Source organism: Sphingomonas sp. CFBP 13714 (assembly GCF_014842205.1).
Lineage (GTDB): Bacteria > Pseudomonadota > Alphaproteobacteria > Sphingomonadales > Sphingomonadaceae > Sphingomonas > Sphingomonas aerolata.
On sequence record NZ_JACYVG010000009.1, the window covers coordinates 13,776 to 27,037 of the forward strand.

At 62.3% G+C, this 13,262-nt stretch carries 11 protein-coding genes; 7 read left to right on the forward strand and 4 right to left on the reverse strand.

Annotated features, from left to right (window positions below):
* Positions 1-329: 329 nt before the first annotated feature.
* Positions 330-1,427 (forward strand): helix-turn-helix domain-containing protein, encoded by a 1,098-nt coding sequence (locus IFT54_RS17635; RefSeq protein ID WP_197984739.1) that lies wholly within the window; start codon positions 330-332, stop codon positions 1,425-1,427.
* 82 nt (positions 1,428-1,509) lie between these two features.
* Positions 1,510-2,976 carry a S41 family peptidase gene (locus IFT54_RS17640; RefSeq protein WP_192071572.1) on the forward strand — a complete coding sequence of 489 codons (1,467 nt, stop codon included), beginning with the start codon at positions 1,510-1,512 and terminating at the stop codon, positions 2,974-2,976.
* An 869-nt stretch (positions 2,977-3,845) separates the two neighbouring features.
* On the opposite strand, the gene IFT54_RS17645 is transcribed toward IFT54_RS17640, so the two are convergent.
* Entirely contained in the window at positions 3,846-5,648 is a 1,803-nt protein-coding gene (locus tag IFT54_RS17645; protein ID WP_192071573.1) for a sensor domain-containing diguanylate cyclase, read from the reverse strand.
* A 662-nt stretch (positions 5,649-6,310) separates the two neighbouring features.
* Complete coding sequence (locus IFT54_RS17650) at positions 6,311-8,236, reverse strand: S9 family peptidase (protein WP_192071574.1); 1,926 nt, start codon at positions 8,234-8,236, stop codon at positions 6,311-6,313.
* Between the two features lie 593 nt (positions 8,237-8,829).
* On the opposite strand from IFT54_RS17650, the gene IFT54_RS17655 reads away from it, so the two are divergent.
* The 3 genes from IFT54_RS17655 to IFT54_RS17665 all read left to right on the forward strand — a co-directional run bounded on the left by IFT54_RS17655 (position 8,830) and on the right by IFT54_RS17665 (position 10,625).
* Entirely contained in the window at positions 8,830-9,396 is a 567-nt protein-coding gene (locus IFT54_RS17655) for a hypothetical protein (protein WP_192071575.1), read from the forward strand.
* Positions 9,397-9,557: 161 nt separating this feature from the next.
* On the forward strand, positions 9,558-10,076 hold the full coding sequence (locus IFT54_RS17660) for a general stress protein (RefSeq protein ID WP_192071576.1): 519 nt from the start codon (positions 9,558-9,560) through the stop codon (positions 10,074-10,076).
* 183 nt (positions 10,077-10,259) lie between these two features.
* Positions 10,260-10,625 carry a hypothetical protein gene (locus IFT54_RS17665; protein WP_192071577.1) on the forward strand — a complete coding sequence of 122 codons (366 nt, stop codon included), beginning with the start codon at positions 10,260-10,262 and terminating at the stop codon, positions 10,623-10,625.
* A gap of 83 nt (positions 10,626-10,708) precedes the next feature.
* Here the strand turns inward: IFT54_RS17665 and IFT54_RS17670 are convergent, their stop codons facing one another.
* Positions 10,709-11,518: a SirB1 family protein gene (locus tag IFT54_RS17670; RefSeq protein WP_192071578.1), complete on the reverse strand. Its 810-nt coding sequence runs from the start codon at positions 11,516-11,518 to the stop codon at positions 10,709-10,711.
* A 223-nt stretch (positions 11,519-11,741) separates the two neighbouring features.
* Here IFT54_RS17670 and IFT54_RS17675 point away from each other — a divergent pair, with 223 nt between their 5' ends.
* Entirely contained in the window at positions 11,742-12,257 is a 516-nt protein-coding gene (locus tag IFT54_RS17675) for a YciE/YciF ferroxidase family protein (protein WP_192071579.1), read from the forward strand.
* Positions 12,258-12,319: 62 nt separating this feature from the next.
* Positions 12,320-12,586 carry a hypothetical protein gene (locus IFT54_RS17680; RefSeq protein WP_192071580.1) on the forward strand — a complete coding sequence of 89 codons (267 nt, stop codon included), beginning with the start codon at positions 12,320-12,322 and terminating at the stop codon, positions 12,584-12,586.
* Between the two features lie 98 nt (positions 12,587-12,684).
* On the opposite strand, the gene IFT54_RS17685 is transcribed toward IFT54_RS17680, so the two are convergent.
* Positions 12,685-13,242 carry a hypothetical protein gene (locus IFT54_RS17685; protein ID WP_192071581.1) on the reverse strand — a complete coding sequence of 186 codons (558 nt, stop codon included), beginning with the start codon at positions 13,240-13,242 and terminating at the stop codon, positions 12,685-12,687.
* Between the last annotated feature and the right edge of the window lie 20 nt (positions 13,243-13,262).

Consider the following 13,262-nt stretch of genomic DNA (forward strand, 5'->3'; position numbering starts at 1 on the left):
GCCAGCACCAACCCGAATACTGCAAAGCTGTTCGCGCTACCTTTAATCCGGAGTGGGGCCCGCGGGATTTGCTGCCACGCGCACTGCGTCCTGATATTCGCGCACGAGCGGCAGAGGTGAACGGACGTCCGCTTTCGGGCTGCTCAAAGACACTGCTGCAGGAGTGGCTCTGAGTCTTTGCCATGCCGTCTTTCGAGCGGCCGTGAGCCGCAAGTTTCCAGCTGTGCGAGCGCTGAGGGGGGGGCTCGAATGCGCGCAGGTGAGGCGACTGGCCTCCCTCCGAAATGTGATCTCTAGCTTTGAATGTCGACGAAGCTACTCTGACCGTCATGGATCTGGTCTTTGGCTGGCGCACGGCTGTCCTCACGGTGGCAGCTGCAATGCTGCTTCCGCTGGCGGTCGGCTTGTCGGCGTCGTTTCACAACCGGCTGGCGGCGCGTACGCTTGCCGCGCTGCTGATCGTCATGACTGGCGTTTTCGTGCCGTGGCTGATCGGGTTTGCCGGCTTTTATGATCGCTGGTGGTGGCTGACCTTCGCGCCCTTCTCGAACGCGCTGCTGGTCCCGCCACTCCTCCATCTGCACGCTTATGCTCTCGTCACCGGCCGCTGGTCGCCCGCGGCTTGGCGACACCTGCTACCTGGCGCCATCCAGTTCGCCTATCAGGCTGCCGCCTTCCTCCTGCCGACGCCGCTGAAACGTCACTGGGCGGATCTTGCTTTCACGACCGGCAATGCGATCGTCGCATCGCTGCTCGCGATCAGCTTCGTCGTCTATGGCGCGTGGACGATCCGGCTGTTGCACGACTACCGCGACGCACTGTCGCAAAAGCGCAGCGACGACGCCCGGTTCGCGACTGCGTGGCTCAGCCGCACCGCCGTCGCCTATCCGCTGCTGGCGATCGTCTGGGCGGGCTGGCTGCTGGTCGATGCGGTGATGCCGCTCGGCTATAAGGGACTGATGCCGCTCTACACCACGATCGCGGGGTTCGCTTTGTATCTCGGGATCGCAGGATGGCGGTATCTCGCGTTGCCGTTTCCGGCGCTCGACGCACTGGAGCATCCGGAGGTGCGATCACCCGCCGTTCGAAACTGGCAGGCGCAAGGGGAGGAATGGGCGACGCGGATCTGCGATAACGGGTGGTATCGCGACGACTCGCTGACGCTGCGGCGGCTGGCGAGCCTGCTCGCGACCAACGAGACCTATGTGTCGCGCGCACTCAATGAGGGGCTGGGCGTCGGCTTTTCGGATTTCGTCAACGGGCTTCGCTGCGAGGATGTGGCAGCGGCACTGGCGGCAGATGACTCCCGGCCAATCTTGGTGATCGCGCTCGACGCCGGGTTCGCGTCGAAGGCGAGCTTCAACCGCGCCTTCCAGCGGCGCTATGGTCGCTCTCCGAGTGCGTATCGGGCGTCTCACAAACGATAAACCGCATGGCATGGGCGATAATGAGGCGACGCGTACGCGCTCGGCCATGCTTGAAGGGGGTATCCATAACGTCGGAGCTGACATGACCGCATCGCCACCGTCCCGCCGCACCGTACTCGGCGGCCTCGGCGCCACCTTTGCAACCTTGCCGCTGCTTGCCCGGACCTCATCCAGTCCGACGTTTCTCCGCGCCTCGGCGATGCGCGAGGACGTCGCGTTACTGCGCAGGGCATATGCCGAGCTCCACCCCGGCATCCACCGTTACAATACGCCCCGGGAGATCGATGCCCGCTTCGCAGCGCTGGACCAGGCGGCGGCCATCCCCATGACGCTACGGGCGTTCTACCTCACGCTGTCGCGCTTTCTCGCGACCGCGCGCTGCGGCCATAGCTATGCGAATGTCTACAATCAGCGACGCGAGGTCGCCGCCGCGTTATTTGAAGCACCGGATCGGTTGCCGTTCGACTTCCTCTGGATCGGCGACGCGATGGTCGTCACGGCTGATCCATTCGCCACGGGGATCTCGCCGGGAAGCCGCATCCTGGCGGTCAATGGCCGATCCGCGAGCGCGATCCTCGCCGCGCTCATGCCGCTCGCGCGTGCGGATGGGCACAACGATGCCAAGCGTCGCCGGCTTCTCTCGGTCCAGGGCGATGACCGATACGAGACCTTCGACATCTTCTTCTCGATGCTGTTCGGGCAGGACCGCTATCGGCTGATGGTGGAGGCCCCCTCCGGACGGCGACGTGGCGCGACAGTTGGCGGCGTCTCGCTGGCGCAGCGCCGCACCACCGCGCATGCTGGCGTCGATACGAGCGGCGACACGCCGGTCTGGACGATCGAGCGGCGTGGCGACGCCGCGCTTCTGTCGATGCCGAGCTGGGGGCTCTACGATAGCAAGTGGGATTGGCGCGGCTGGCTCGATCAGGCGGTCGACCGGCTGGTCGCCGAGCGGGTGCCGCGATTGGTCGTCGATCTGCGCGCGAACGAGGGGGGGCTCGACTGCGGTAACGCGCTCGCCGAACGGCTGGTGAACCGCGAGACGCCGTTCGAGGAGGTCGACAGGCTCATCCGCTACCGCACCGTGCCCGAGGACCTGCGGCCCGTGCTCGACACGTGGGACCGCAGTTTCGACCATCTGGGAGAGAATGCGACCAGGATCAACGACCGGTTCCTCCGGCTCGATACGCGAGGCGACCGGATCGACCCGATCAGACCGCGCGGTACGCGCTATGAGGGCGACGTGCGCGTTCTGATCGGGCCGCAGAACAGTTCGGCGACGTTCCAGTTCGCCGATTTCGTCCGCCGCAATCGCCTGGCAACGCTGATTGGTGAGACGACCGGCGGCAACCGGCGCGGGATCAACGGTGGCTGCTTCTACTTCGTGCGACTGCCTGCGACCGGGCTGGAAGCCGACCTGCCGTTGATCGGCCGGTTTCCGACGACCCCGCAACCCGACCGGGGTGTTACGCCGGACATAACAATCCCGGTCACGCGGGCAGACATCGCGAAGGGCATTGATAGCCCGGTGCGCCGGGCACTTGCGTGACGAATGGCGGCGGCTCCGAGCGCGTGCGTCCGAGATGAACGAACGACCGGAGCTGGTAAGCCGGAACCACTGCGAATGTCCGGGTCTGGGGCACCGCTGTCGTAGTCGTCGCGAGGTCGACCAAGATAGAGGTCTTAGCTACCTTCATCAGCATGATTGCGAGATCCGATCAGACCGCCGATCTCTGCCTCGATCAGGACAGGACCGAACTCATCACCGAGGTGCTGAATGACGCCGCGCTAACTTACCGTGAGGGTGCCTTGCTGTGCTTCCGACGGACGGGCCGGGCGTTCCGATCGGGGAGAGACGCAAGCTCAAGCCGTTTCTAGAAGTCGCTGGACCAATTAGTGGGATAGCCGCCACCGCATTCGTACCCGACGCGCGTCCTAACCATGACGCTGAGAACTCGCTCACGGCTGAAATGGTCAGCCGGGTCGAAGGCGCAACGGAGCAAGCTCCAGCTTCAAATCCGGGCGGCTCTGGCAGGCAAGCGCGCGATTTTGTTTGACGTAATAAACAGTTTTCAATTTATGCAGCCGGAACTGGTCCGGCTGCTCGCTACGAGGGTGAGCAGTCACCTACCAGCATGCGCCATGAAAACCGAGAAGCGGTCAAACTTAGAACATGAATTAGCAGCGATTTGTGGGAAGCGGGTAGGCCGATCTGAGTGTCATCTATTGGGTCTTACCACCTGCAAAGCGGACCGGTAGCTAGCGCCCAGTGCCGGACGTTCAGAGTGGCTATACGGGCTACCCATAACGGCCATTCGTTAAGCGCCATCTCTCCCGTTTCTTGTCGCCGACAGGCCATTCGCGAATGCGCAATTGAGACAGACATTGGAAGTACGGCTGCGTCTACGGACGACTTCGCTAGGCTGCCAGCCGCATCCTGTTGCGGCCCTCGTTCTTCGCGAGATACAGCGCATCATCGGCTCGCCTCAGCAGCGCGTCGCACGTCTCCCCAGGCGCCATTTCAGCCACGCCAATGCTTACCGTGACACCGGGAGTACCGCTGTCCGTGCCGATGGCATGACGCACCCGTTCGGCGACCTTGCTTGCCGCATCCGCTGTGGCGTCCGGTAACACAATCACGAATTCTTCACCGCCGAAGCGGCCGATCGTATCGCCGCTGCGAAGTTCCGCGGCAGCGCCTGCTGCTACCCTCTTTAGCACCTCGTCGCCGGTGTGATGTCCATAGGTGTCGTTGATGCGCTTGAAGTGATCAATATCGAACATCGCGACGGACATTGGGTGCCCGGTTTCGCGGGCGAGCAGCAACGTCTGCTCAAGCACGAAGCTGGTACGGCGCCGGTTTGCAATTCCGGTAAGCTGGTCCGTCTCGGCCAGAATTATCGCGTTGCGGGCGGCAGTCTCAGCACGAATGCGGGCCCGTTCGATCTCGGCTTCGTGCGCAACCTGGGTCGTAATGTCCTGGATAATGCCGAACAGGCCAACCGATTCATTGACGCCGTTTCGGTCAATCTCACCCTTCGAAAACACATGGCGTACCTCCCCGTCGGGGCGGACGATGCGAGCGGTGAATTCAAAACCTACGCAGTGTTCGAGGGAGCGCCCGATATGTGCCGAAACCGCATCCCTATCGTCAGGGTGATAGGCGTCTATCGCGGTGTCGAGTGACGGCGGAACGCGGTTCTCCACACCGTGAATGCGAAAGACTTCGTCCGACCATGTTATGAGTTGGGTCAACAAATCCAGATGCCAATGACCCACATGAGCCGCCCCTTCGGCAAGCTCAAGCAACCGCAGCTTGTTCGCATTGCTATCGATCAGCTGTTGTCTAGTCGCAAGCAAGGCAGCAATCGGCAGGGCGGCCGCGAACAGGGCCAGCAAATAGAATTGTAGAAAGATGCTACGTGCGTACGCCTGACCGTCAGCTATCGCCTGCGGATCAGAGCCGAAAATATGGGCGAGTGAGCTGGCCGTCGCAACGATCAGCACACTTCCGGCGGCGCCAAATGGACCCATTCGCAACGCTGCCAGAAGGACTGCAAGCATCGGCAGGAAAAGCAGCGAGTAGTTGACCTGAGAGAAAGCGATTATCGACACGCTGGCCACGAGCAGAAATATCGCGATGGCTTGAGGGGCTGCTGCCAAGCCATCGCGAAACCTTTTGCGATAAATGGCTCGGCCCGAGATCAGGATGAGCGGGGCAACGATTAGAATTCCCAGCAGATCAGTCGTGAACCACGAAAGCCAGAAGCTGATCCCGACAGCCGTTGTCGCGCAGGCGGCGATTGTTGCGCTCAACGCTGCCGCGGCCGCTGCGGCGATGCAGAACCAGACCAAGCCCTTTGGATCGGTGAATGAATCACGACGCCGCGTTCGGTTTCGTAAAAGCCATGCCGCGAATCCGGACTCGGACACGTTAGCGAGCGTGAAACCGATCGAAACCGCGACGCCATTCCCGCCGCCGAGGTTGGCAGCGAGACTGGCTATTGCTGCGCCGCCTATGTGCAACACGATGCGATTCCGAGGTTCGACTAGTAAGGCTGCGAACAGGATGCCGCTGGGCGGCCACAGCATCGCGATCCCGTCAGCACCGCGGGTGAGGTAGAGGGACGCGAAGGCCGCCAGATAGTAACCAACGCCTGTGGCGATCGGTAGCGCTGCAAAACGTGTGAGCTCGGTTACACGGTTGGCTATTCGGTTCATGCGCAAAATGTAGGAGGCGACGGTTAACGGATCATAAGGACTGGTCTATTTTCAATCGGTTGTGAAGCCTGCTCAAAATTTGGCTTCATCGCCGATAGCGAGGTTTGGCCGGCGCCATGCGAAACAGAGCAGGCCGTCTGATCTGCGCACCCGCCCTTGGGATGTTAACGCGGCGTTATGTGAAGATTGCGGCGGAGAACCCGGCCGCCGCGGATCTTCAGCGCCTCAAGATGATCCAGGGCAGCGTGGGTTTGGCAGAGCGTGGGGCCACGACGGACTCCAACTTGTTTCCCCGAAATCTGGTAGCACGCTTGGGGCGGCGGTGTTGGGCACCGTGCCCAATGCCAGCCTCGTCCGCGGACACGCTGAGACGCTGCAACAGATTCAGCAGATGCTCGTGGGCCAGGGGGCGGCGGCAAGCGCAGTTATGAGCCGGGCAGGGCGAGCGCACGGCCGGCCCCTGACGTTCCGGGGCATCCTTATGATCGCAGGCGGCACGCTGGCGTTCTCGGTGTTCGTACCGCAAGCGACGGAGGGGCACGGCGCGCCAACCTAAACCGATGTCTGAGCGCAAGCAGCTGAAGCAGCGGCATCAAAGTCTGCCTGTGCGTCAACATCGCAAAGGCGCGCGGCAAATTACGCCCAGGCCTATCCCCCCAACGCTACCGCTCAAACAGACGCCTCAAGAACACGGTTTCCACCTCGCGCCGCAGATCGTTGTTCGGCTTTTTCAGAAAGCCGTGCCCTTCGTCGGCGAACACCACATACCAAGTTTCGTTGCCGTTTGCGCGCAGGCGCGCCACGATCTGGTCCGATTCCGATTGGGGTACACGGGGGTCGTTGGCACCCTGCATCACCAACATTGGCTTGGTGATCCGCGCAACATTCGTGAACGGCGACACCCGCGTTAGTACCGCGCGCATCGCCGGATCGCGCTCGTCGCCATATTCTGCGCGGCGATTGTCGCGACGATAGGCCTCGGTGTTCTGGAGGAACGTGTTCCAGTTGCTGATCCCGTAGCGCTCGACCCCGCCGACCAGCCGGTCCGAATAATGCGTCATGACGGCAAGGCTCATATAGCCGCCATAGGACTGACCATAGACCGCGACACGGCCTGCATCGAGGCCCGGCTGTGTGCTGATCCAGTCGAGCAGGGCGCCGATATCCTTTACTGAGTCCTCGCGCTTCACGCCATTGTCGAGGTTGAGGTAGCGCTTGCCATAGCCGTCGCTGCCGCGGACGTTGGGAAGGATCACCGTCGCCTTCAACGCATCGGCAAAATATTGCGCGCCATAGTTCCAGATCGGGCGCGTCTGCGCTTCCGGCCCCCCATGGATGTCGATGATCACCGGCGTCCGCGTGCCTGCCGGCAAGCCCTTGGGCCGATAGACGAACGCCGGGACAGACAGGCCGTCGAAGGATTTGAAGCGCACCAGCTCGGGCTCGGCAAGCGTGGCGGGATCGAGTTCGCCCAGCTCCGACTTGGTCCAGCGTGTCAGGCCGCCTCCGGTCACGGCCCAGCTCCAGACGTCACCGGCGGAAGTGGCCGAGGTCAGGCCAATCGCCAGATCCCTGCCGTCGGGCGAAAATCTGAGCGTGGTCAGGACGCCGCGCGGCAGCACCGGTTGCGGTAGCGCGCGGCGGGTGACCCGATCCTGCACAACCACGCGCGAGAAGCCGTCCTCGTTCACGGAATAGGCGAGCACGCGCCCGTCATCCGTCAGATCGAAGCTCTCGATGTCCCATTTCAGGTCCGGCGTCAGGACCGTCTGCGCGCCGATGGCGATATCGATCTCGACCAGTCGGCGCGTGTCGCTGCCGGAATCGGAGATGGCGATCAGCTTTCGTCCGCCCGGCAGATAGCGTGGGTCGGCATAGACGGCAGCGTCTGCCTTCGGCGCGATGCGGCCCGCCTTGCCGGTCTTGAGATCCAGCTCGAACAGCTGGTCCTCACGGTTGGAGAGGCTGCGCACAAAGATCAGCCGCGCGGCGTCGGGCGCGATATCGGCGGGCGCCACCGCGCCGTGGGACTGGTAGAGCGTGCGCGGGTTGCCACCCGCCTTTGGGTCAACCCCCAGGATTGCATAAGCGGCGCTTCCCTTGGTCGCCCGCGCCCATGCCATCAGCGTGCCGTCCTTGCTGAAAACCGGCGACTGGTTGCGGGTGCCGGCTTCGGTCAACGGCGTGGCTACACCGGTGAGGCCGCGCGTATAGAGTTGAAACCACTCGTCCCCGCCCGTGTCGCGCGTCATCACGAAACGATCGCTGCGGGGGATCGTCGTCGCGGCGGCAATCGGCTCGGCACCGAACGTGATCTGTGTGCGTGCGCCACCCGGGGTTGCGACGTGATGCAATTGCTGCGTCGCGCCAAAGCGCGTGGCGATCAGCATCGAGCCGTCCGGCAGCCAATCCTCGAACTGTGCCGCCCGACTATTCTGATAGCGCTGCACCGCCTCGCGCACCTCAACGGGGATACTGGGCACGCCAGAGAGCGTGGCGCTGCCGACCTGCTGCGTCGGCACGGTCTGCGCTGCGGTTCCAGTAGCGAGCGCGAACAGCGCGACGGTGGCGACGAGAGGCTTGATCATTCGGCGGTTGTCGGTTGCCGGGCACCGTTAGGTCAAGGGCGGGTGTCGCGGGTCCGCTGAATTGCTAGCGGTGTCCCGTGATCGACATCGTAATTTATCGCTCCGATGCCATCCTCAGCCGATCGGCGAACATCTCGCGTCCAGCGCAGGAAGTGTGATTTGCGTCTCAACAAATAAAACGCTCGATGATCGCAAGCTTCGTCTATAACTTGAGCCCAAAAAATGATCTTTATGGCAGTTCCAGCCGCTTCTCGACGCAAGCCGATACAGTTACCTGCTAACTTCAATATCGATGGAATGCGTAGCCATGGCCTCGCTTCTCCTCAATATATCTAGGACGCCCATGCTGCTTGAAGCAATGTGACCCAATGCAAGCTTTGACGGCAGAACCACGCTTAAGACGAGGCACATTAACGTGCCGCCTTCGCTTACCGCTTAGGAGTGTCCAGGCGGGTCGTGACCGGACCGACGATGGCGCGAATAGCCGAGCGAGACTCAATGTTCGGTAAGCCTGGAGGTGGGCATTGGCGTCGGTACCGGATGGGCGACCGGCGCCAACTTCTATTTCAGCACATAGCGCGGTATCAATCTGCATGGCTCGTGCGCAAAAGCTGAAGGTTTACAGGACGGTCGCTGGCTTCAATGATGCCTATGTCGCTGCAACGAGCCAGAAGGCTGCCCTCGAGGCTTGGGGCAGCGAGCGAGACCTGTTCGCGCGAGGCATAGCTGAGCTCGTCACAGACCCCGCGCTGACCGCAGAGCCTTTGGCCTCGCCAGGCGTTGTCGTGAAGCATTCTCGGGGCACGACTGCGGAGCAGATCAAGGCAATGCCGTCCCCCGAACCGCGGACAGCGCGGCGAGATGTTTCGGGTCGTCCCGAAGAGCCCAAACAGCCGCAAAAACCGAAGCCTGCACCGAAACCGAAGCCGAGCAGCGCGAAGCTCGAGGCGGCGGAAGCTGCGCTGGAAACGGTGACGGCCGACTACGACGGCAGGATGAAGGGGTTGGCGGACCGGGAGGCCAAGCTGGCCCGCGAGCGACGTGAGCTTGAAGAGCAACACCGCGCAGACGTCGGCGCGGCAGAGGCTGCAGTCGAAGCCGAGCGTCAACGATATGACGCCGCGATGCGACAATGGCGAAAGGGAAAAAGCGACACTTAAGTCGCAGCTGCCTACGGGCATGGTCTATCCCGCTCACAGCGTCCTGTGTCGCGACGCTGCTATTCATGGTTACCGCTTCGCTAACCCTCAATATCCGGAACGATCATCCTTCGACACGGCTTCTAGATCGGTGAGCAACCGAACTGTCGACAGGAATCATCATGAGCACGACCCTCGTATCAGCCGTTTTCGACAATCACGCCGATGCAGAGCGCGCCGTTTCAGAGCTGCGCGCTGCGGGCGTTAATGACAGCGCGATTTCGATCGTGGCGCAGCATGATGGCAAGAACACAACCACAGACGGCAACGGCGACACGCAGGAGTTTGTCGACAAGGTCGCAGCCGGCGCTGGTATCGGAACGCTGCTCGGTATCGCCGCACTTGCAATACCCGGCGTCGGTCCCCTGGTTGCAGCGGGCGCGATCGCGTCGGCAGCGATCCCCGGTGCGGCCGTCGTCGGTGCAGCGCTGGGTGGCGCCGTCGGGGGGCTGGAAAAAGTCATGACGGATCATGGCGTCAGCCGGGTCGATGCCAGCTATTATGAGGGTCGCATCAACGAAGGTGGCGTGTTCGTGTCGGTCGATACCGCCGGGGCAGGGGTCGCTCCCGAGGATGCAGCCGATGTGCTGTATCGCTCCGGCGGTCACACATCGACGCGTGCCAAGGTCGCGTCGGTGTAATCCGCTCTGCTTTGCTGGCTCTAAAAAGCGGGGCGTTCCGAAGGGGGCGCCCCGTCTCGGCATTGGACAGCATCGAAGGCGAGTATCGCGGCGCCTGAGCCGAAGTCGTGTGCGCATCGCGCCATTTGCCAATGTGACCAGGCCCGCTACAGGCCGCCCCGCAATGGCGCATGTCAGGACCTCATGATGATCAGTACACCCCGCTCGATCGACGACCGCATCGCAGAGGTAGTCACGCACGGGGACGCGGCTTGGTTCGACAATAATCCTGATCGACGCATCCGGATACGCCAGGCCGTTGCAGGGGAGTTCGCCGAAAATATCGGACAGCCGCCTGTCGGAATGCGGTGGTTCGTACTCGTCCTCGAGGCGCAGCCCGGTGCTCGCCTTCGTCAGCCCATTGCCTTGTCGATCGGGTTTGACATCAGCGGTTTGGACGATGGCGCGCTGTTCAGCCTGTTCAAACAGGCGGCCCCCGTGGAATCACGCGATCTGCTCAACAAGCTCCGCGCGGCGAAGCTACCAGGGATCGCAAAGCCGGCGAGCTGAAGGTATCCCAGGGCTCGACGATCTTCTCGCGGGCAGAAGCCTTCCCAAAGGGCGCTTGGGGTAAGGGCAGTCCACCGCTACGTTCACGAAGGCGTTGGCCGGGGAAGGGCATCGAGCGCTGCCGATACCTGCAGGCGCAAATCGTCGTCCCGGGAAATCTCGAGCATCGCGCTAAGACTGTTGCGGGCGCCGGCAACATCTTCTGCGACTAGCTGAAGTCTGGCTCGCTCCCACCAGCCATGGGCGTGCGTGGGCGCCACGATCGTCATGCGGTCGTACAGGACTAGCGCGCGCGCGGTATTGCCGGCCTGCTCGGCACGGGTCGCCTGGTTGAGCAGCAGTCGAACAAGCGCCGATCGGTTCGACAGGGGCAGCATCCCGTCGGAAAACCGTGTCTGGCCCGTCATCTGCTCCAACAAGGCTTCCACCTGTTCGGGGGCGACGATGCGACCGTCATTGAAGGGATCGATGATCAGCGCCTCCGGTGCGTCGCCAAGGCGGACCAGGACGTGACCGGGGGTGTTGAGCGGCATCGCCGACCATCCAAGGCGTCGGGCCATTGCCACATAGAGGATCGACAGACTGATCGGCAGACCGAGCCGTCGATCGACGACGGCGATCAGGTCCGCGTTCTGGGGATCGTCGTAGTGCGTGCGGTCGCCGGAGAATCCGAATTCGTCGACCATCACGCTGCTCAAGGTCTGGGCCTGAGCGACTCTCCCTGCTGCGTCGCCGTCCGCAGCGCGCAGGGCCAATTCTATGCCAGTGAGCTCGTCGATATAGTCGTCGAGATCGATACCGGGATGATCGAGCGCTGCGAGTTCCAGGGCGGCCAGATCGAGTTCGATTTCCCCGTCTTCCATGAGCCCGAGATGAAGAATGCTATTGGTCATGCGACGCTAGATGGGGGCTTTTCCGATCGTTCCTATGCTCGACTTGACTGCCGGCATGATCAGCCGAGCGACAACCGGAACGGCGTCGAGGATTACACGCCGCCACCGATCGGACTGGCGTGAAGGCTGCGCTGAACCGAACGAAACTTACCCCGGAGCCGGCGCGTTGCGGCGGTGCCGGAGCAGTTTGCTTCGCAGCCATTTGCTTAGCGAGGACACTATCATGGGCCTGTTTTCCAAAGACATCGTGACGTTCGACGACCTGTTCCTGCACCAGTTGCAGGACGTGTATTACGCGGAAAACCAGATCACCAAGGCGCTGCCGAAGATGGTGGCAAAAACAACGGCGCCAGCCCTGAAGCAGGGTTTCGAAACTCATCTGCGTGAGACGGAAGGGCAGATCACGCGCCTCGAGCGGATCTTCGACCTGCTGGGCGAGAAGGCGAAGGCCGTGACCTGCCCGGCGATCGACGGCATCATCAAGGAAGCCAACGAAGTCGCCGGCGAGATCGAGGACAAAGCCGTTCTGGATGCCGCGCTGATCGCGTCGGCACAGGCTGTCGAGCATTATGAGATCACGCGCTATGGCACGCTGATCGCTTGGGCGAACCAGCTCGGCCGCGCCGATATCGCTGCGATTCTGAAAGAAACGCTCGATGAGGAATATGCGACCGACGACAAGTTGACCGCGATGGCAACGTCGAGCGTGAACGTCAAAGCGGATGCGGTCACCGCATAAGCGTTTCGGTGTCGGGGGGCCAATGCCCCCCGACCATATCTAGTCCATGAAAGGCACGTTCGATGGCTGATGATATCGCGTTCACGCTTCCCGAAGCCTTGCGTGCGCAAAAGCATATGCGCGATGCACTTGGCTTGGGTGAGGAACGGTTTCCGGTCCCCGCCTTCATCAACATGGTAAGCGACGAGATCGAGCAACTGCGCAATGCCGGGAAGACCGATGGCGAAATCGCCGCGCTTGTTAAAGAGTCGAGCGGTCATGCCCTCACCGAAGCGGATATCGCGCGCTATTACACGCCGGCCGAAGACCGGCATTCCAACGAGCACTGAAACCGCCCCGACCAGCTCGGGAATTGTGCCTCTTGTTGAGGGCAGGGGCCACAGATTTGCTGTCCTGAACAAGACCGCCACTTCCAGCGTCGAGCGTCCTACCGGTCCTGATACTGTGATCTACGCGTGGGTGGGCGATCATGAGCAACGGCGATGCGACCCATCTCAGGGCGATACGCCATAGGCTGCGAACTCGTCGGCGGGTGCGTTTCGCGGTGAACATGCCGCCCTTTAACGTGACACGGCGGCGATATTCGATGCCCGCGACTGATCTGGCGATATCGTTCTTGCGGCAACAGGACCGTGTCCACCGTGCGCGTATGCTGTGGATAGGGGACGGCGTACGGTGCGTCACCGTCGAGCCCGGCGTCGCGGGTGAAAGCAGCACCATAGCCGGTCCCCATCCCGTCGGTTGGATACCAGCCTGAGGTCCAATTCATGCGCGCCTTACCCGTCATCGAAAGGCGTCGCTCGCCCGTCTTCGGATCGAAGCTGCCGGCGGTCGAATCGACATCGACAAAGTCGGATTCGCTCTTCCAATAGTCTCGCAACGCCCGGTCGCGCGCATCGCCGATCAGCCAGTGCTGGTGATCATGGCGAAGATGATCAGGTCGCACCCCTTGCCGGAACTGGTACCCGATGGGCGGCAGGCTCAAGACCTGTCCAGGCTATCCGC